General features: G+C 53.2%; 19 protein-coding genes. 11 read left to right on the plus strand and 8 right to left on the minus strand.

Annotation, left to right across the window (positions count from 1 at the left end; translation table 11 throughout):
• Positions 1–142 precede the first annotated feature (142 nt).
• From CWS43_RS04995 to CWS43_RS05035, 9 genes are all read left to right on the plus strand, one after another.
• The gene (locus CWS43_RS04995) at positions 143–1,507 is read left to right on the plus strand and encodes a 2-hydroxycarboxylate transporter family protein (RefSeq protein WP_101075833.1); all 1,365 of its coding nucleotides are present in this window, start codon (positions 143–145) and stop codon (positions 1,505–1,507) included.
• Positions 1,508–1,560: 53 nt separating this feature from the next.
• Complete coding sequence (locus CWS43_RS05000; RefSeq protein ID WP_101075834.1) at positions 1,561–2,430, plus strand: fumarylacetoacetate hydrolase family protein; 870 nt, start codon at positions 1,561–1,563, stop codon at positions 2,428–2,430.
• 86 nt (positions 2,431–2,516) lie between these two features.
• Positions 2,517–3,611, plus strand: a complete 1,095-nt coding sequence (citC, locus tag CWS43_RS05005) for a [citrate (pro-3S)-lyase] ligase (RefSeq protein ID WP_101075835.1) — start codon at positions 2,517–2,519, stop codon at positions 3,609–3,611.
• A 15-nt stretch (positions 3,612–3,626) separates the two neighbouring features.
• Positions 3,627–3,917 (plus strand): citrate lyase acyl carrier protein, encoded by a 291-nt coding sequence (gene citD / locus CWS43_RS05010; protein ID WP_101075836.1) that lies wholly within the window; start codon positions 3,627–3,629, stop codon positions 3,915–3,917.
• Complete coding sequence (gene citE, locus CWS43_RS05015) at positions 3,914–4,789, plus strand: citrate (pro-3S)-lyase subunit beta (RefSeq protein ID WP_101075837.1); 876 nt, start codon at positions 3,914–3,916, stop codon at positions 4,787–4,789. The genes citD and citE overlap by 4 nt, the downstream gene beginning before the upstream one ends.
• A 30-nt stretch (positions 4,790–4,819) precedes the next feature.
• Positions 4,820–6,346, plus strand: coding sequence for a citrate lyase subunit alpha (gene citF, locus CWS43_RS05020; protein ID WP_101075838.1), 1,527 nt, complete (start codon positions 4,820–4,822; stop codon positions 6,344–6,346).
• A complete protein-coding gene (gene citX / locus CWS43_RS05025) occupies positions 6,346–6,885 on the plus strand; it encodes a citrate lyase holo-[acyl-carrier protein] synthase (RefSeq protein WP_101075839.1) in 540 nt (179 codons plus the stop codon). Before citF ends, citX begins: the two co-directional genes overlap by 1 nt.
• Positions 6,863–7,702, plus strand: coding sequence for a triphosphoribosyl-dephospho-CoA synthase CitG (gene citG, locus CWS43_RS05030; protein WP_101075840.1), 840 nt, complete (start codon positions 6,863–6,865; stop codon positions 7,700–7,702). The genes citX and citG overlap by 23 nt, the downstream gene beginning before the upstream one ends.
• Positions 7,699–8,244, plus strand: coding sequence for an alpha/beta hydrolase (locus CWS43_RS05035; protein WP_101075841.1), 546 nt, complete (start codon positions 7,699–7,701; stop codon positions 8,242–8,244). The genes citG and CWS43_RS05035 overlap by 4 nt, the downstream gene beginning before the upstream one ends.
• 8 nt (positions 8,245–8,252) lie before the next feature.
• Here the strand turns inward: CWS43_RS05035 and CWS43_RS05040 are convergent, their stop codons facing one another.
• Both CWS43_RS05040 and CWS43_RS05045 read right to left on the minus strand, forming a co-directional pair.
• A complete protein-coding gene (locus tag CWS43_RS05040; protein WP_101075842.1) occupies positions 8,253–8,729 on the minus strand; it encodes a DUF805 domain-containing protein in 477 nt (158 codons plus the stop codon).
• Between the two features lie 91 nt (positions 8,730–8,820).
• Positions 8,821–9,891, minus strand: a complete 1,071-nt coding sequence (locus tag CWS43_RS05045; RefSeq protein ID WP_101075843.1) for a LacI family DNA-binding transcriptional regulator — start codon at positions 9,889–9,891, stop codon at positions 8,821–8,823.
• Positions 9,892–10,168: 277 nt separating this feature from the next.
• Between CWS43_RS05045 and CWS43_RS05050 the strand changes: the two genes are divergently transcribed.
• Positions 10,169–11,425 carry a maltoporin gene (locus tag CWS43_RS05050; protein ID WP_101075844.1) on the plus strand — a complete coding sequence of 419 codons (1,257 nt, stop codon included), beginning with the start codon at positions 10,169–10,171 and terminating at the stop codon, positions 11,423–11,425.
• A 344-nt stretch (positions 11,426–11,769) separates the two neighbouring features.
• On the opposite strand, the gene CWS43_RS05055 is transcribed toward CWS43_RS05050, so the two are convergent.
• The 6 genes from CWS43_RS05055 to CWS43_RS05080 all read right to left on the minus strand — a co-directional run bounded on the left by CWS43_RS05055 (position 11,770) and on the right by CWS43_RS05080 (position 18,974).
• On the minus strand, positions 11,770–12,087 hold the full coding sequence (locus CWS43_RS05055; protein ID WP_101075845.1) for a glucose PTS transporter subunit EIIB: 318 nt from the start codon (positions 12,085–12,087) through the stop codon (positions 11,770–11,772).
• Positions 12,088–12,161: 74 nt separating this feature from the next.
• Positions 12,162–14,225 (minus strand): beta-galactosidase, encoded by a 2,064-nt coding sequence (locus tag CWS43_RS05060; protein ID WP_101075846.1) that lies wholly within the window; start codon positions 14,223–14,225, stop codon positions 12,162–12,164.
• 60 nt (positions 14,226–14,285) lie between these two features.
• Positions 14,286–15,437: an arabinogalactan endo-beta-1,4-galactanase gene (locus CWS43_RS05065; RefSeq protein ID WP_232776781.1), complete on the minus strand. Its 1,152-nt coding sequence runs from the start codon at positions 15,435–15,437 to the stop codon at positions 14,286–14,288.
• A 64-nt stretch (positions 15,438–15,501) separates the two neighbouring features.
• Entirely contained in the window at positions 15,502–16,353 is an 852-nt protein-coding gene (locus CWS43_RS05070) for a sugar ABC transporter permease (protein ID WP_101075848.1), read from the minus strand.
• A gap of 14 nt (positions 16,354–16,367) precedes the next feature.
• Positions 16,368–17,669 carry a carbohydrate ABC transporter permease gene (locus CWS43_RS05075; protein WP_101075849.1) on the minus strand — a complete coding sequence of 434 codons (1,302 nt, stop codon included), beginning with the start codon at positions 17,667–17,669 and terminating at the stop codon, positions 16,368–16,370.
• 78 nt (positions 17,670–17,747) lie between these two features.
• On the minus strand, positions 17,748–18,974 hold the full coding sequence (locus tag CWS43_RS05080) for an extracellular solute-binding protein (protein ID WP_101075850.1): 1,227 nt from the start codon (positions 18,972–18,974) through the stop codon (positions 17,748–17,750).
• 276 nt (positions 18,975–19,250) lie between these two features.
• On the opposite strand from CWS43_RS05080, the gene CWS43_RS05085 reads away from it, so the two are divergent.
• Positions 19,251–20,354 (plus strand): ABC transporter ATP-binding protein, encoded by a 1,104-nt coding sequence (locus CWS43_RS05085; protein WP_101075851.1) that lies wholly within the window; start codon positions 19,251–19,253, stop codon positions 20,352–20,354.
• Positions 20,355–20,483 lie beyond the last annotated feature (129 nt).

A 20,483-nucleotide genomic window follows, 5' to 3' on the forward strand; every position in this document is an offset into this window, starting at 1 on the left:
TTAATAAATGCCTTTTAATTTAATTAAAACCATAAAAACCTTTCACTCCTTTAAAATACCGCGTTTAATTTGCGGCATCTCACATAATACCGGGGATTAACTCTCATACACTCCCTGCACAAATTGACACAGGGGATTCATCATGAGTACAACCGACGACACCTATTCTGTTCCCGCAGAATCTGCTTCTGCAAAACAGCTCTCATTAAAAGAAAAGTGGTGGCACATTCTCGACACCTGGAAAATTGGCATTATTCCTTTGCCACTGTTTGTGATGGCCGGTGTGCTTATCGCCATCGACTGCCTGGACGGCAAACTGCCGAGCGATATTGTGGTGATGGTCGCCACGTTAGCGTTTTTTGGCTTTGCCTGCGGTGAGTTTGGCAAACGCCTCCCGCTTATCGGGAAAATGGGAGCCGCAGCTATCTGCGCCACTTTCATTCCTTCCGCACTGGTTTATTACGGGCTGCTGCCGGATGTGGTGGTTGAATCGACCACCAAATTCTACAAAAGCACCAACATTCTGTATCTCTACATCTGCTGCATCATTGTCGGCAGCATCATGAGTATGGATCGCAAAGTGCTTATTCAGGGCTTCATGCGCATCTTCTTCCCGATGTTATGCGGCGAAGTCGTCGGCATGCTGGTCGGTATGGGCGTTGGCCTGACACTGGGCATGGAGCCTTTCCAGATCTTCTTCTTCCTGATCCTGCCAATTATGGCCGGTGGCGTGGGTGAAGGGGCAATTCCGTTATCTATCGGATACGCAACCTTGCTGCATATGGATCAGGGCGTAGCGCTGGGCCGTATTCTGCCTATCGTGATGCTCGGTGGCCTGACCGCCATTGTTATCTCAGGTTCACTCAATCAGCTCGGTAAACGCTACCCGCACCTGACCGGTGAAGGCCAGCTTATGCCTTCCGCCAAAAATGCCACCGCAGACAAAAACGCACCGTCGGCTACCAGTGGTAAAACCGATGTCACGACCATTGCTGCAGGCGCCCTGCTGGCAGTTCTGCTTTATATGGTCGGCATGCTGTTACACAAACTGATTGGCCTGCCTGCACCGGTCGGCATGCTGTTTGCGGCTGTTGCGCTAAAACTGGCACACGGTGTCTCGCCTCGCCTGCTGGAAGGTTCGCAGGTGGTGTACAAGTTCTTCCAGACGTCTGTAACCTATCCGATTCTGTTCGCCGTCGGCGTTGCAATTACCCCGTGGAATGAACTGGTCGCCGCGTTCACCCTTTCCAATCTTCTGGTCATCATCAGCACCGTCGGCGCACTGGTTGCCACCGGTTTCTTCGTGGGCAAGAAAATTGGTATGCACCCGATCGACGTCGCCATCGTGTCCTGCTGCCAGAGTGGCCAGGGCGGTACCGGCGACGTCGCGATCCTGACAGCAGGGAACCGCATGCAACTGATGCCGTTTGCACAAATCGCGACCCGTATTGGTGGGGCGATCAACGTCTCGGTTGCGTTGCTGGTACTCGGTAACTTCCTTGTCTGACCGTATCCGACATGCATGGATGTTTTTAGATTGATTTTATTCAGGACAAGATTATGAAACTGGCAAGTTATCTCTATCAGGGGCGCAAGTCCTACGGCATTGCAACGGAGAACGGCATGATCGACCTCGGTCGTCATCTCGGTCAGCGTTACCCGGATCTTAAAGCCCTGCTGGCAGGCAATGCACTGCCTCAGGCTCAGGAACTGACAACCCTGCCTGCCAATCTGGATTTTAACGACCTGACGTTTTTGCCGGTCATCCAGAATCCGGAAAAAATTCTCTGCGTCGGGATGAACTACGCAGAAAAACGCAAAGAGTTTGATCAGCATAACCCTGCACCAACGCTGTTCGTCCGCTTTGCTGATTCTCAAACCGGGCACGCCTCTCCGATTATCAAACCGAGCCGATCCGTCGAGTTTGATTATGAAGGTGAGCTGGCCGTCATCATCGGCTCTGCGGGCGAAAATATTGCGCGGGAAAACGCCCTGTCCCACGTTGCAGGCTACAGCTGCTACATGGACGGATCCGCCCGTGACTGGCAGCACACCTGGTTTACCGCCGGTAAAAACTGGCGTCAGACCGGTGCTTTTGGCCCGTGGATGACCACGGCGGATGAAATTCCTGACCCGCATGCGCTGGCGATCCGCACCTGGCTCAACGGCAATATGGTTCAGGACGACAACACCCGCAGCATGATCCACAAAGTCGCCGAGCTGATTGAGTACATCAGCACCTTTACCTCACTGAGCGCAGGCGACGTCATCATCACCGGCTCTCCGGGAGGCGTGGGCAAAAAACGTGTGCCGCCGCTGTTCATGAAACCCGGTGACCGTATTGAAGTGGAAATCGAAAAGATTGGTCATCTCAGCAATGTGATTGTGGCGGCAGATCGTCAGGTGAGTCATGCCCCGGCAGCGCATTGAGAAATTGAAACACGACAACACCGCCGGGCACTCTGCCCGGCGCTTTCGACATTGCTTTAATCAGCACCCGATATCAGGAACGCATTATGTTCAGCCGTGACGAACCGGACTTTCACGTCATTTCTGCCACCCACCCGCCAGCAGGCATGCTGGAGGATATCCGCGCCTTGTTGCAACAAAGCCAGCTCGGCATGGATGACGACATAGAACAGTTCGTCGTGGCCTGTTCCGGACGCCGGCTGATTGGATGCGCCGGTCTGGTCAGCAATACCATCAAATGTGTCGCGGTTGCCGCAGACTGGCGCGGGGAAAATCTCAGTGCCAGATTACTGGGTGAAGTCGAAAATCTGGCAGTGCTGAGCGGCAATTTCCATCTGTTTCTGTACACCCGCCCGGCAAACCTTGAACGCTTTCGTGGATGCGGATTTTACCCGCTGGTGCAATGGGACGACGTTGCCGTACTCATGGAGAATACGCCGGTCGGTATCAGCCATTACTGCCGCTCCCTGCAGCGCCATTATCACAGCGGCCAGCGCATCGGTGCCGTCGTGATGAATGCGAATCCTTTTACACTCGGGCACCGTTACCTGGCAGAGCAGGCAGCGGCGACCTGCGACTGGTTACACGTATTTGTGGTCAGCGAAGATGTGTCGTATTTCCCGTTTCAGGAACGTCTGGAAATGGTGCGTCAGGGTGTGGCGGACATGCCTAATGTCACCGTACATGCCGGCTCGGAATATCTGATTTCCCGTGCAACATTTCCTGGCTATTTCCTCAAGGAGGCCGGGCTGGTGAATCAGGCATGGAGCGTGATGGATTTGCTGATTTTCCGCCAATATATCGCGCCAGCGCTGGGCATTACTCACCGTTTTGTCGGCAGCGAACCCTTCTGCCCGGTCACGCACCAGTACAACTGCGACATGCACGACTGGCTGGAAACACCGTCCCGTTCGGCCTCAAAACCTCTGACAGTCATTGAACTGCCGCGTAAACGTCATGCCGGTGGCATCGCGATTTCAGCTTCTGAGGTTCGCGCATTGCTGAAAACCCATCAGTTGCCCCGCATCCGCGACATTGTTCCGCCCAGCACGTATGCACATCTTGAACATCATTATTCCGCCGATGCGCCCGCAGAAACAGCGCGTAGCGGCGAGTTCATTATTTCAACATCACTTTGTTAAAGCAGGAAAAAACGAATGAAAATTGTGAAGGAGGCGCTGGCAGGCACGGTTGAATCCAGCGATTTGTTGGTAAAAATCGCACCAGCCAGCGAGCTGAACGTGGTGATCAACAGCGAAGTTATCAAGCAGTTTGGCGACCAGATCCGCCGCGTAGTGAACGAAACGCTGGAAGCCCTCGGCGTCAAAGAGGGTCTGCTGATTATTGAAGATAAAGGCGCGCTCGATTGCGTTATCCGCGCCCGCGTGCAAAGTGCGGTACTGCGTGCAGCACAGGAAGAAAATATTCACTGGGAGACGTTAAGATGAAAAAACTCCGCCGCAGTATGCTGTTCCTGCCGGGGGCCAGCGCCGCCATGTTATCCACGGCATTTATCTATCGTCCTGATTCCATCATGTTTGACCTGGAAGACGCCGTTTCCTTGCGTGAGAAAGACACCGCACGCATTCTGGTCTTCCACGCCCTGCAACACCCGATGTACAAAGATATCGAAACCGTCGTCCGCATTAATCAGCTCAGCACCCCGTTTGGACTTAAAGACCTGGAAGCCGTGGTGCGCGCGGGCGTGGACGTGGTTCGGTTGCCCAAAACCGATACGCCGGAAGATATTTTCGAACTGGAAGCGCATATCGAGCGCATCGAAAAAGACTGCGGTCGTGAAGTCGGTTCCACCAAAGTGATGGCCGCCATCGAATCAGCCATTGGCGTCATCAACGCTGTCGCCATTGCCCGCTGTTCACCGCGTCTGATAGGCATCGCGCTGGCTGCTTTCGACTATGTGATGGATATGCAAACTGAACGCGGCGACGGTACCGAGTTGTTCTACGCCCGCTGCGCTGTGCTGCATGCCGCGCGCGCCGCCGGTATTGATGCCTTTGACGTGGTGTATTCCGATATCAACGATGAAGCCGGTTTCCTGCGTGAAGTCGAGCTTATCCGCAAAATGGGCTTCAACGGCAAATCCCTGATTAACCCGCGCCAGATTGAGTTACTGCACAACGCTTATGCGCCAACGCAGGAAGACGTGGATTACGCGCGTCGCGTTATCGCTGCCGCAGAAGAAGGCGAGCGCAAAGGCCTCGGCGTAATTTCGCTCAACGGCAAGATGATCGATGGCCCGATCATCAACCACGCACAAGTGGTGCTTGAACGCGCCAGCGCCTCCGGCGTGCGTCGCTAGCCCTCAATTTTGCACAGGAATATGAAGAGAATGAGCCATTTAACAGAAATGTTGCACAGCCAATATCCCGGAATGAAACATCTGGTCGCTTTCGACGGTGCGCACCGCACCACGCCGTATCTTTCTGACCCCGATGCGCGCCTGCACCGTAAACTATGTGATTCACTGGAACAGGCCATTGCACGCAGCGGCCTGAAGGACGGTATGACCATCTCCTTCCATCACGCTTTCCGTGAGGGCGATCAGGTCATTAACAACGTCGTTGCCACACTGGCACGCCTGGGTTTCAAAAATCTGACGCTGGCTTCCAGCTCACTGATGACCTGTAATGACGCGCTGATCGAGCACATCCGTAGCGGCGTCATCACCCGTATTTATACCTCCGGCATGCGTGGCAAACTGGCCGATGCCATTTCCCACGGCCTGATGGAAGAACCGGTCCAGATCCATTCACATGGCGGTCGGGTGAAATTATTACAAGACGGCGAGCTGAGCATTGATGTCGCGTTTTTGGGCGTACCGTGCAGCGACGAATTCGGCAATGCCAACGGCACGCACGGCAAGTCCTGCTGCGGTTCGCTGGGCTACGCGATGGTGGACGCACAGTTTGCCAGAACCGTCGTGTTGCTGACGGAAGAACTGGTGCCCTTCCCTAACATGCCCGCCAGCCTGGTGCAGGATCAGGTGGATTACATCGTGAAAGTCGATCAGGTCGGCGACCCGGCAAAAATCAGCGTTGGCGCTGCACGCGTGACCAGTAATCCGCGCGAACTGATGATTGCCCGCACGGCAGCCGAAGTAATTGAACATTCAGGCTATTTCAAACCCGGCTTTTCAATGCAAACCGGTTCAGGCGCGGCGGCAACGGCCTGTACACGGTTCATGGAAGAGAAAATGGAACGTAATCAGATCACCGCGCGTTTTGCCCTCGGCGGCATCACCGGCAGTCTGGTGGATCTGCATGAAAAAGGGTTAATCGAAACGCTGCTGGACACGCAATGTTTTGACGGACAAGCCGCGTCATCGCTGGGCCGCAATCCGCAACACATTGAAATCTCGACCAACGTTTATGCTAATCCGGGTGCAAAGGCCGCAAGCTGCGATCAGCTCGATATCGTCATTCTGAGCGCACTGGAAATCGATACCGATTTTAATGTCAACGTCATCACCGGTTCAGACGGCGTGATGCGTGGCGCATCGGGCGGGCATTGCGACGTCGCCAGCGCCGCAAACCTGACTATCGTTGTGGCACCGCTACTGCGTAGCCGTATTCCGACGGTCGTTCGCCGCGTCACTACCCGCGTCACGCCGGGCGAAAGCATCGATGTGCTGGTGACTGACCACGGGATTGCCGTGAATCCTGCACGCCCGGAAATCCGCCAGCGCCTCGAAGAAGCGGGCATGAAAATCATGGATATCGAGGCGCTGTATCAGCGTGCGATTTCCCTGACCGGCGAGCCGAAGTCGATTGAGTTTACATCGCGCGTTGTTGGCGTGATCCGTTACCGCGACGGCAGCGTGATTGACGTCGTTCATCAGGTCAAAGAGGACGCATAATGAGTATCATGACGCCTGCCGAAGCAGGCGTCAGCCTGGAGGATTTGCTGGCTGCAAAGGAACAGCGTGCGCAGCGGCAAACCGACTGGCTGACACAATTTTCGCAACCGCTGATTTCACTCACGCTGGTGACGCCGGGGCCGGTGAAAGATTCCATACGTTATCGCGAAGTCATGCGCGAAGCGCTGCAACGCGCCGAAATGACGCTGCTGCAACACGGCTGGCCTGTGCTGAAACATCAGGTATTTTGGTTGCCAACCGGTGCGGAAGCCTTCTGGAGCGTTGGGCACCCGGCACCGGAAGTGAAAGCGGCCACCGTGGCGCTGGAGCAATCGCATGCGCTGGGCCGTTTGTGGGATTTCGATGTGATTTGTCCGCAGGCCGGTGTTGTAGGCCGTCGTTCGCTGGATAATGCCAGCCGCCGCTGCCTGATTTGCGACGGTCCTGCACATGCCTGTGCCCGTTCGCGCGAGCATCCGCTGCCCGACGTAATAGCCAAAGTGGAGGCGCTGATTGATGGCTGGCATCGCGCTCACTGAGCCGCGGGTTTGCACCGATATCGCCGGGCTGGCAGCCGAAGCGCTCCGTCAGGAAGTCTGGCTGACGCCCAAACCCGGTCTGGTGGACAGCGCCAATAACGGTTCACACAGTGACATGGATTTGCCGATGTTTTTGCGCAGCATCGGTGCGATTACGCCGTGGCTGTATCAGTTCTACCGGCTCGGCCAGCAGGACGCCGCACAACCGGCAACGGCCATGCTGATGCGGATCCGCCCTGCCGGTCTGGCCTGCGAGCAGGCGATGTTCGGCGCAACAAATGGCATTAACACGCACAAAGGCGGCATTTTTTCTTTGGGAATTCTGTGTACAGCGGCAGGCAGGATCAGCGCCCACCAGCAACCGCTGACCCGCACGGCGTTATGTGCCGAAGTGGCCGCCCTCACGCACGGGCTGGTGGAACGGGAATTACAACATTGCCGCCAGCCGGTAACTGCCGGAGAACGGTTATTTCAGGCGCACGGCATGACCGGTGCACGCGGCGAAGTGCAGAGCGGATTCGTGACGCTACGTCGCCATGTGCTGCCTTACTGGCTGGCCGAACCCCGGCCTGAGCGCCGTAGCCTGAATGCCCTGCTGCGCCTGATGGCATTTAATCCGGATACCAATCTGGTGTCGCGCGGCGGGCTGAACGGCCTGCATTTTGTCCAGGACTATGCCCGCCGTTTGCTGAAAACCGGCTGGCAAAAAGAGGATTTACAGGAGATGGATCAGGCGTTGATTTCCCGGCATCTCAGCCCCGGCGGCAGTGCCGATTTACTGGCAATCGCTACCGTGCTGATGGCCTTCCCGCAATGAGCGAAACCCCGAACATCACGCGGATGCTGGTTCCCGGATTACGTGACAGTGAGGCCGGACACTGGCAAAGCCGCTGGCACGAGCAGAACCCGCAATGGCTGCGGGCCAAACAGCGCAACTGGGCGCAGGTCGATCTCGAAGGCTGGATCGCCGCCATTGACCGTGAGCAGAAGCTGGCAAAAAGCCCGTTGTTGCTGATTGGTCATAGCTTTGGCGCGCTCGCCAGCCTGGTATGGGCAAACCGCCACCCTCCGCTTTGCGCGGGCGTGATGCTGGTCGCGCCCGCCGAACCGATGCGTTTTGGTCTGGACGAGGACATTGTGCCTGAGCCTCTGGCAGTCCCTGGCCTGCTGGTCGCCAGCCATACGGATCCGTTATTGCCTTTTACCCGCGCGCAGTTCTGGGCGCAGGCGTGGGGCTGCGAGCTGGTGGATATCGGCGAGGCCGGGCATATCAATGTGGAATCGGGTTTCGGAGAATGGCCGTGGGGGCTGGCAAAACTGGAAGAGTTTGCCGCGCGGCTGGCGGCAAACTCCCGTTGAAAATGTGCTTAACGAACGATGCGGTTATCTGCTTCCGGTGCCGGTTTGGATTTCACGCAGCACAGGTAAATCATTACCAGCAGCGGGATCCAGCCGAGCACGATACCCAACGTGATTTTCATCCAGACATAGGTTTCCGGTGACGCGTATTCCATCAGGATCATATTCAGCAGGCGGGAAACCACGCCAGCCAGATAGACACCGCCAAACCACCAGCCGGAGCGGTTGATGTCGTGCATGCGCCGGATACCGACCGCCAGAATCGGTAATGCCAGCGCCAGCGCGTAAATAGTGTAAGCCATACCGGCATAGAACACGCCGTAAGGGTTCCCCGCCAGCTCCATCACGAAAGCGACTATCCCCGTCAGCAAAATCATCAGCAGGATATTGACTAACGTGAACACCCAAAATTCTTTGCGGGTCGCACGCCCTTCAAATTTCACATACCCTTTCCAGCCCCGAACAAAACACTGCCATACGGTCATTCAATCATATCCTTTTGTTTATCGTTCGATATTTTTCATATCTTAAACGCTATCAAAAGTATTCTGAAATCTTTATTTACATCTGACGGGGTCATTGGCCGCGTAACTGCTGTGCCAGTTTATCCAGCTGATCGGCAATCTGGTTCAGATCTTTATCCTGTCCGCCCGGCGCGCGGGTAGAGTTGCGGACAACCAGCTTTGCCGGCAGCACTTTTGATGGCGTCTCTTCATTACCCGCAGCCAGCAAGTTTTCCACCGCCTCTTTGCTTTGCAAATCAAGATCCAAAGAAACCGTGGTCAGCGCCGGATGGAAAAATGCGCTGTCGTAAGTATCGTCGTAACCAATGATCGATACCTGCTGCGGGATGGCGACATTGTGCTGATGCAGTGCACTGATCACACCCAGCGCCATCTGGTCGTTCCCGACCAATATTGCGGTGAATTGCGGCGTTTCACGCAGCATCTGCAATGCGCTGTAATAACCGCTTTTCGCGCTCCAGTCACCGTGAATAACCTTAACAGGGTCCAGCCCTTTTTCTGCCAACGTTTCCTGCCAGCTTTGCAGGCGCAGGCGTGAGGAAACCGACTCTTCCGGCCCCGCCAGCAGAGCAAACTCCCGATGCCCCAAATCATGCAAATATTCCACGCTGGCGCGTGAACCGTCTGCCGGATTAAAGCAGATATTAAACACCGGGCTGGTCGGATCGACATCGAGGAACAAGCAAAGAATGTCGCGGTTGTTCTCAAAAATACGTTCCGCCTCGGCGTTTTCCAGCGGAATGTTGATAATGACGCGCTCGACACGCTGCGATTTCAGCTCATTAATCGAATCCTGAATGCTCTGATTAACATCTTCATCGATCATCGAAATCAGCACCTGATACCCGGCCTGATGGGCGTATTTTTTAACCGATGCCGCGATCTGCGAGGGCGCATGTAACGCCAGAGACGTCGTCACCAGCCCTATCGTAAAACTCTGCTTACCCACCAGTTGCTGCGCCAGCCGGTTCGGCACATACCGCAGTACTTCAATGGCCTGCTCGACTTTCAGACGCGTGGCGTCGGAAACGTTGGCTGATTTATTTAATACCCGCGAAACCGTCTGATAAGACACTCCGGCATAACGGGCAACATCTTCTAATGTCGAACTTTTTGATTTCATTCTATCCCCAGCCTGCACCCGTGATTTAGCCCGATACCATGATAATCGAGCCAAAGTACGGGATCTCATTTAAAAGTTCAATCTGGAGTGTCACTTACCGCATAAGTTATACGTTAACATTGAATATATTCGTGATTAACATCACCAGCAATTAACTAAATACCCGTAACTTCTAGACATATATCACAATTCAGAATGTGTAAAATTGATCATTATTGTTTCTGGGTATCTTATAGATTCCGTAAATGTGAACGTCATACAATCATAAGGAAAAAAAATGAAACACAACTTACGTACTCTGGCTGTGGCGGTTTCCCTTGCCATTACGGCAGGCCCTGCAGTGGCAAACGATATTGATTTTCACGGATATTTGCGTTCCGGGCTAGGGGTCTCCGGCAGCGGCAGTCTGGAGCAATTCCAGAAAAACAAAGTCGGTCGTTTGGGCAACGAAAACGACACCTATGGCGAGATCGAGCTGGGCAGCGAAGTCTACAAGAAAGACGATGTGAGTTTTTATGTCGACTCTATGGTCAGCATGGTTTCGGACGGTTCGAACGATGACGAAAACACCCTCAACGATGATGCGCAATTCGGCCTGCGTCAGCTGAACCTGCAAATCAAAGGGCTGGTGCCGTGGGATAAAGATGCGGTGATCTGGGGCGGTAAGCGTTATTACCAGCGCCATGACCTGCACATCATCGATACCAAATACTGGAACATCTCCGGTGCCGGTGCCGGTGTGGAAAACCTGAAGTTGGGTGAAGGCGCGCTGTCTGTGGCGTGGATCCGCGGCGATGCCAATGACGTAGATTACCGCGTCGATGGCGATAATGACGTTAACATCAACTACATTGACGTACGTTATGCTGGCATTAAACCGTGGAGCGGCGCGTGGATGGAAGTCGGTGCCGACTACGCTATGCCAAACCTGACGCACGACCAGAAAGACTACGGCGGCCTGTATGATGCGGATAACGGCGTAATGCTGACCGGTGAAATCAGCCAGGACATGTGGGGTGGCTATAACAAACTGGTGCTGCAATATGCCAACAAAGGCCTGGCGCAGAATATGATTTCACAGGGCGGTGGCTGGTATGACATGTGGAATTACACCAATGACGCCACCGGTTATCGCGGCATTATCACCGGGCTTATCCCGATTACCAGCAAATTCAGCCTCAATCACGTTCTGACATACGGCCATGCGGAAAACATCACCGACTATACCGATACGACGGAACTGGTTTCTCTGGTTGGCCGTGCGCAATACCAGTGGACGGATTATGTACGAACCATCGGCGAAGTCGGTACGTTCTACCAGAAAGACGATTACAAGAACGGCACCAACTATAAGCAAGGCGGTCAAAAATATACGCTGGCGATGGGTCTGGCGGCCGGTCCTGAATTTATGTCGCGCCCTGAACTGCGCGTATTCGCTTCTTATCTGAATGATTCTGAACACGGCGATACGTTTGAAGACCATACCAAATCCGATACGTGGAACTTTGGTGTGCAGGTAGAAGCCTGGTGGTAAATTTCCTTCGTTCTTGAAGCTGCAACTGCGTTAGCTGCGTTTGCTCACCCGAATCACTGACATCAGTCAGCTCATCGGGATTCGCTCACTTGCCGCCTTGCTGCAACTCCAATAACTTTGGAAATAGTTATAGTCGTTAATTAAAACAGTAATCCTCATTGTAATAAACGCTCAGGGTTTAACGCATTTTCTCTTGTAGGGGATCGTGACGTTTTTGTACCCGCACAGCAGCATCATTATTTAAAATAAAACAGTAAACAATAAAGGCAGCCTTGTGTCGGGCTGCCTTTATTTATTTCAATGTTCTTCTTTTATTTAATACGCCAAATTAAAACCAGGTTCGATTACTGGCTTTTTAAGCCAAATTTCTCGGTCATTAATTTCTTCAGGCTGTCGGACTGTTTACCGAATATCGCATGAACTTCCTGCCCGATGATCACCACGCCAATCGCCCCGGTCTGCTGGATAGCACCGGAGTTAACCCGCCGGAGTTCTTTCACGGTAACACGCAGTCGCGTGATACACGCATCGACGTTAATTATATTCTCGCGTCCGCCTAACGCATCAATTAATAAGGCCACGTCCGTTGACGGCGGAACGTCATCTTTAGGGTTTTTATTCTTCGCGGAAAAGACATGCATGAAATCTTTAATATTAACCATAATGAACACCCTCTTTCAGAAATGAAAAAACGTGCAGAAGGGAATATTCCCCGCTGCACGTTCGTGATAAAAAATTATCGGGAGACTTTACGCGTCAGTATCTGACAGCCGAATGCCGGTAACGTTAATTTATGCGGTAATATTCCACCGTGAACCATATCCTGATAATCACCCGGCAAAATCACCGTCTGGCTGTCGGCGGCATAGTTTTGCAGGAAGATAAACTCACTTTCCCCGTCAGTACGGCGCGCAGCCGTAATCCCCTGCGGCAGTGACGTTTCAATGGCCCGTGGCAGATGCATCTCTTTCGCCAGTGCGGTATAGAAATCTGCATGGAATTGCTGATCGTTGCGTGACGCCAGATAATAAGCCATCCCTTTACCGAACAGATTGACGGTTGCGGCCGGGGTTCCAGCGTAAAAATCATCGCCGTAGGTTGCCAGTGCCGCCGCACCTTCCAGATGGATCACCTCACATAAATCAGAGACCTGATACGGGCCATTTAGCCCCAGCGCATTGCCCTCAATGCCGCAGACGCTGTTGTGCTGTTCATCGGTCAGGCTGTCGATTTCCTCAGCCCAGATGCCGAGCACGGGCCGCAGTGGCCCGGGGAATCCGTTGAGGAAGCACAGATCGGTTTCGTTGACGATACCGCTCCAGTAGGTCGCTACAAAACGCCCGCCCGCCTGAACAAAAGCGGTTATCCGCTCGCCAACACCCGCGCGAACCATATACAACATGGGTGCAATCACCAGGTCATAACCGTCTAAATCGCAGTCGGCGTTAATGACATCTACCGCAATACCCTGCGCCCAGAGTGCACGGTAATGGCTGGCGACCGTATTTTCATAGTGCAACCCTGCGTTGCGTGGGCCGAGGGAATCATCCATTGCCCAGCGGCTTTCCCAGTCGAAAATGATGGCCACTTTGGCCTCGACGCGGCTGCCCGCCACCGGTGCGAGTGAAGATAAAATAGCCCCAAGTTCCGTCACTTCACGCCCGACGCGGGTATCGATGTGGCCGACGTGGTCGACCACGGCACCGTGGAATTTCTCAGAAGAACCGCGGCTCTTGCGCCACTGGAAATACTGTACGGAGTCCGCGCCGTGCGCGACGGCCTGTATAGAGGACAAAATATGCATGCCCGGTTTTTTCAGCTTGCTGGTCGGCTGCCAGTTGGTAAAGCTCGGCGTCGACTCCATCAGCACAAACGGCTGGCCATGTTTAAGCGTGCGCATCAGGTCATGGTACATCGCGGTATACGCCGCCAGCCCGATATCGTCCTCACGGTTATGCCACATCGGGTAGCTGTCCCAGGAAATGAAATCCAGAACGCTGGCAAGCTTCCAGTAATCGTAATCGTAGAAATATTCCATGAAATTCGTGGTGGCCGGTAACGCCGGATTTTCCGCCTTCAGTGGCCGGATTTCGTCGTGGCAAAAACGCGTCACCTGATCGGTGTTAAAACGACGCCAGTCGAGATTCAAACCATGAACACCGCTTTCGCCCTGCGGTGACGGCGATTCGATTTGCGACCAGTCGGTGTAAGTATGGCTCCAGAAGGTACTCCACCAGGCCGCATTCAGTGCATCAAGCGTGACATAACGCGCTTTGAGCCAATCGCGAAAGTGTCCCTGACAAATATCGCAATGGCATTCGCCGCCATATTCATTGGAAATGTGCCAGCCGATCACTGCGGGATGATGCGCATAACGCTTCGCCAGCGCCGAGTTCATCAGCTGAACTTTTTCGCGATACACCGGTGAACTCATGCAGTGGTTGTGCCGTCCGCCATGTAACGCTTTCACGCGGTCACGGCCAACGCGCAATACTTCAGGGTATTTTTGCGACATCCACGCCGGACGCGCACCGCTTGGCGTCGCGAGAAATGCCGAAATACCGTTTTCATGCAAACGATCGAGCACCTGATCCAGCCAGCCAAAGGTGTAGCGTCCTTCTTCGGGTTCCAGCGCCGACCAGCTGAAAATTCCGACAGACATGACATTACAGCGAGCCTCTTTCATCATTTCGACATCGCGAATCAGTACATCGGGGCTTTCCAGCCACTGTTCCGGGTTGTAATCCGCACCATGAAGCAGGCCGGAAATCTTAGTGCTCAGAAGAGGAAATTTCGTCATGCTGGGTCCTTACGAACTTTAAGAAATAAACGCCCCGGCCAGTCAGCCGGGGAAAAGGGATCAGTTGAAGACTTTGATGGAAGGCAGCACCTGGCCGTCGCAGCTAAACAGCGCCTGATTTTCGCGGGCATTGCCCTCTTTCCAGTGGTCGTTGATATAGGTCATGCCGGCCGGTGTCGCCCAGCCGGCCCCCTGAACCGGTATCCAGGTAGGTTCCCAATAGAAAAGGCCCTTGCCACGATGGTCGGGCACGGCCACCAGGCTTTTGATCATGTCGCTGAGGAAATCGGCCTGCCCCTGCACGGTGCCCGGATAGCCACCGTCTTTGGCTTCTTTGGCGGTGAAGCTGTTTTCAGCGGCGTCGCAGTTTTCCAGGGTGTAGCCGTAGGCCACTTCCACCACAATGACATCCTTGTTGTAGCGTTTACTGATGTCGTCCATGTTGGCCTGCAATGCGGAGATCGGGCCATTCCAGTAGGTGTAGAATGACAGGCCGATGACGTCATAAGGCACCTTGCGATGATTGATCTCATCGAACCACCAGCGGAAGGTGTCGTTCTTGGTGCCTTCGGCAAGGTGCAACATGATTTTGATGTCTGACGGATTTTTTTCATCTGCGCGGACACCGGATATTGCCGCATTCAGTAACCCGGCCAGACGGTCAAACTCCCCTCCACCTGCGCCCCAGCTTTTGCCTTCCGGCCACAAGATACCGCTGTTCATTTCATTACCGACCTGCACCATATCCGGCACGGTGCCCTGTTTGCGGAACTGCGCAATCACTTCGCGGCTGTAATCATGAATGGCGGTTTTCAGCTGCGGATAATCCATTTTTTCCCAGGCTTTCGGCTTGAACTGTTTGCCCGGGTCGGTCCAGAAATCGCTGTAATGGAAATCGAGCAGGATTTTGAAACCCTGCGCTTTGGCACGCTTCGCCAGTTCCAGTGTGGTCGCGAGGTCGTTATTGCCGCCGCCGTAAGGGTGCCCCTGCGCATCTTTCGGATCGACCCATAAGCGCAGACGGATATAGTTGAAACCGTTTTGCCTGAGGATCACCATCGCATCGGTTTGCTTGTGGTTCTGGTCGTAAAATTTGCCGCCGTGTTTTTCCACTTCAGCCAGCGTGGAGATATCCGCGCCCTTGATGAAATCTGCCGGTACGCTGGCGACTTTTTTTATCACCACATCCGCCGCAACGCAGGAGAAGGACATCGCCAGCAGTACGCAGGCCATTGCGCTTTTATTGAAAATCTTCTGTGAAAAGAGAGTCATAGAATTATCCTTTAGTACTGCCGGCGGTGAGGCCGGAGACGAAGTATTTTTGTAAGGCGAGATAGAAAATGGCGACCGGCACGGCGATCAGCACCGCGCCTGCGGCATACATCGTGTAATTCGCCCCCATTTTTTGCGCGACCAGGTTGTAGAGGCCAATCGGCAATGTGTATTTATCCGGCGTACGCAAAATGGTGCTGGAGAGAATGAAATCCCCCAGCGGCCCGGTGAAGGAGAACAGCGCAATCACCGCCAGAATCGGCTTTGACAGGGGCATGATGATTTCGATGAAAATGCGGAAATTCCCCGCGCCGTCCATGCGCGCCGATTCATCCAGATCTTTCGGGATCGCATCCAGATAACCTTTCATCAGATAGGTGTTCATCGGGATCATGCCGCCGACGTAAATCAGCACCAGCGCCAGATGGCTGTTAATCAGGCCGAGTAACTGTGCCAGCACAAAAATGGCGATCAGCGCGGAAAACTGCGGGATCATCTGCAACAGCAGGAACAGCATCAGCCCGTCTTTACGGCCTTTAAAACGAAAGCGCGAGAAGGAATAAGCGGTGAAACTGACGCAAATCAGCGTCAGCACCATGGTCAGGAAACTGATTTTCATCGAGTTCCAGTACCAGCCCACGTAATTTACTTCGCCGTTAAACAGATCCTTGTAATGCTGGAACGAAACGTTTTCCGGAATAATCGACGTACTGAGCAGGCTGTTACCGGCATTCAGAGAGGCACCGACGGTCCAGATCAGCGGATAAATAATAATGACTGCGACAATCAGCAACAGGAAATAACTCAGCGCCAGGCGGATAAACCGGTTTCTTTTAATACTGCTGTTCTTACTCATCACCTTTCTCCCGGTTACGCCATATCATCTTGTTTAAATGAATTGGTTGAGCGGAATTGCCATAACGCAATACCGACAACAAATATCGACAGCAATATCGTAATGGTTGCGGCAATCGCATATTGCGAGGAAGACATGGTGAGTTTATAAATCCACGACACCAGAATATCCGTTCCGCCCGCATTAGAACCCGCCACCGCCGGGCCACCATTATTAAACAGATAGATAATATTGAAGTTATTAAAGTTGAAGGTGTATTGCGTGATAATAATCGGCGCAATGGAATACAACACCAGCGGCAGCGTGATGGTTTTTAATTTCTTCCAGGTGCTGGCACCGTCCATTGTCGCGGCTTCATATAAATCATTCGGGATCGCCTGCAATACGCCGGTGGTCATCGCGAAAACAAACGGGAAACCGAGCCAGGTTTGCATCATGATTAACGCAGTTTTGGTCCAGAACGGGTCGGTCAGCCAGGCTTTAGGTTCGATGCCCAGTGCGGCCAGAATACCGTTATTAATCACACCAAAAGAGTCGTTGAACATTCCGGCGAAAACCAGAATAGTCACAAACCCCGGGACCGCCCACGGCAGGATCAGAATGGTGCGGATCAGCGCTTTAAAACGCAGATCTTTCTGGTTCACCAGAATCGCCAGCATCACCCCCACCGTACATTGCAGCGTGGTCGCCAGCACCGTCCAGACGACGGTCCATTGCAATACGTCGAGCAGCGTTGAGCGCCAGATATTGAGCGTGAAAATATTAATAAAGTTTTTGAACCCCACCCAGTCAACTAATTTAGCCGGCGGCGTGTGATACAAATTGTAATTAGTAAAAGCAATGGAGAAACCGAATATAATCGGGAAGACAACAACAAACACCAGCAAAATAACGCCTGGCGTGATCATCAGATAAGGAAAACCTTCGCGTAACAACAGATGATATTGCTTTCTTACGCCAGGTAATTCCAACCCCTGATCGCGACGTTTACCATTCCCCCAGGCATCACGCAGGCTCCAGTAATAAAAACCGACGCCAAACGCACCAATCAGGACGCTGATAATCCCTTTGGCAAGTAAGAATATCGAGTTATCACGCGGGACTTCTTCACCGAGCGTATATAGACCCCATAATCCCTGTCGCAGGAAATCATAGAAAACACCGGCAAAACAAATAAGAATGATAAAAAACAGTATTCCCTTGGCCCATTGCCGGTTATAGAACTGACCAAAACCGGGGATCAGCGCCAGAACCAGCGCGGCCTGCGCATGGTGGCTGGCTGAGGCGGGCACCTGGTTTTCCTCATGAAGACGCATAGACACAAAGATGTTCCTTTCACTGTTGAGGGAGTGAAATCACTCCCTCCTGTCAGACATACAAGGCGTTTAACCGGGTTACTGGTTGCTGGCCTTTGCGGCTTCGATCTGCATCTGGATGTTTTTCACCGCATCGTTCAGCGCCGCATCAACCGGTTGTTTGCCGGTGACACCCAGTTGGATCCCGTTGTTTGCCGGCCCCCAGACTTCCTGCATTTCCGGCACGCCCGGCATTGCAGTGGCGTGTGTGGACTGCTCAGCGACCGCATTGGCTTTCTCATCATTTTTAATCATCGGATCATTGACCAGGACAGTCAGCGCCGGAATTTCCTTGGTCACTTCGTATCGCACCTTGGCGTATTTCGGCTGGTTGATGAAGGTGATGAATTTCTCCGCCAGCGGTTTTTGCTTGCTGTACGTGGATACCGCGTAACCTTTCACGCCCAGGAATGAGCTCATCGGTTTACCGTTCGGCAGCAGCGGAAGCGCTTTCACGCCATAGTGGATACCGGCGGCTTCATAGGGCTGGAATGCCCACGGCCCCGTGATCACTGCGGCCGCTTTCTTTTCAGTAAACAATGAGTCGATGGCATTCAGGCCGTTATCCCCGACGATCCCTGCCGGGAATAACCCTTCGGCATAGAATTTTTTCAGGTAGGTGATGGCTTCGATGCTGCCCGGTTTGTTCAGGCCGATGTCCTCAACGTTGATCTCGCCTTTGGCGTTTTTACCGAAAATGTAGCCGCCCATGGAAGACATCACGCCGTAGGCGTAATACACCTCGTCAAACTTGGCGAGCAGGCCGTATTTGCCTTTCGCCCTTTCCGCTTTCGAGAAGGTGTAATACTCGTCAAGCGTGGCCGGTGCCTGCGGCAACAGATCCTTGTTGTAAATCAGTACCAGCGTTTCCACGGCTTTCGGCACGGCATACACCTGGCCTTTCAGCTGAAAGGCGTTGATTGCCGATGGCGTAAAACTGTCGGCAAAGGCCTTGTCGAGATGTATCGGTGCCAGCAACCCCTGAACCACCGCAGTCCCTAGCTGGTCATTGGGGATAACGACAACGTCAGGACCAATCCCCGCCGGGCCATCCAGACGCAATTTCTCCGTTTGTTGTGCATAAGGCGTTTCCTGCACAACGACTTTAACGTTGTTCTCTTTTTCAAAGTCTTTCACCGCATCGGAAATACCTGAAGATTTCTTAATATCTTCCCAGATAAGTAGCTGCCCCTCAGCGGCCCGTACAGCCTGGCTGCTCAGACTTAATGACATCAGTACCAAGGCAGTAAGGTGTGTAATTTTCATTGTTGCTCCTGGATGTGAAGGTATAACATTTTTGTAGGATACTTAACGACAACCAACCATCAATCCATATTAAAAACCCTTTAAAAGCTGATTTAGTGATGATTAATGTCGCCATAAAAACTATGTTATACGTTAAACTTACAAGCCATAAATCACTACAAAAAGATGCGCATTGTGTGATCTTCTCTCCAAAATTCGAACCCGCCCGTGCAAACGCTTACACAAGGTGGTTATAGTCCGAAATATCAGCTGTATGAATCGTTAATGAGGTCAAACATGTCCAGCATCAGGCTTAAAAATGTGGTGAAGCGTTTTGATAAAACAGTGACGTTGCATGGCATCAATATTGATATTGAAGATGGTGAATTCACGGTTTTCGTCGGGCCATCTGGCTGCGGTAAATCAACCTTGCTGCGCATGATTGCCGGGCTGGAAGATATTACGGAAGGTGATGTGTATATCGGCGAGCAGCGGGTCAATGACGTTGATCCTTCCCGCCGCGGCGTAGCGATGGTGTTCCAGTCTTATGCGCTGTACCCGCATATGACGATTGCCGAGAACATGGGTTACGGCCTGAAAGTGAACGGCGTGCCGAAAGACGAAATTCGCCATCAGGTGGAAATGGTCGCCAAAACTTTGCAGCTTTCCCACCTGCTGGACAGAAAGCCTAAACAGCTCTCCGGCGGCCAGCGCCAGCGCACCGCCATTGGCCGCGCGATTGTGCGTAATCCGCAGGTCTTTATGTTCGATGAACCCCTTTCCAATCTGGATGCCGAGCTGCGCGTCGATATGCGCCTGCATATTTCCAAGCTGCATCAGGAACTGAAAACCACCATGGTTTACGTGACGCACGACCAGACCGAAGCCATGACGCTGGCCGATAAAATCGTGGTGATGAACTACGGCAAAGTCGAGCAAATGGGCGCGCCGATGGATTTGTACTACAACCCGGTAAATCAGTTTGTGGCCGGTTTTATCGGTTCGCCGAAAATGAATTTCCTGCCTGCCGAAGTGCTGCGCTGGCAGCCGGATCAGATTGAAGTCCGCCTGACGCCGGAGAAAACCTTAACGCTGGCGCTGAGTACCTCTGAGCTGGCGACGGGCGACAAGGTGACGCTGGGCATTCGCCCGGAGCATCTGCTTTCCCATGAAACCGAAAATCAGCTGGAATTTAACTGCGAGGTGGTTGAACGTCTGGGCAACAGCACCTATCTGTTCGGTCAGTGTTACGGCACCGACGGGTTCAAAATGCTGCTGCCGGGCGATATGGCCTTTAATCCGTACCAGAGCCTGACGACCTGGTTTGACGCAAAACGCTGCATGGTCTTTAGTGAAGATGGCCTGCGCATCAGTGCGCCAAGCCTTTCTCACCTGCATTAAAGCCGTTATCAATAACCGCCCCTCGCCGGGCGGATATTTCTGCTAAGACTCTGTTGCAAAAGAACCGGCAGCCCCGCTTCACCTCTGCGTAAATTCAGTGCTATACCTCTTTATCTCTTATTCACAGAT

It is taken from the genome of Rahnella sp. AA (genome assembly GCF_002834385.1).
GTDB lineage: Bacteria > Pseudomonadota > Gammaproteobacteria > Enterobacterales > Enterobacteriaceae > Rahnella.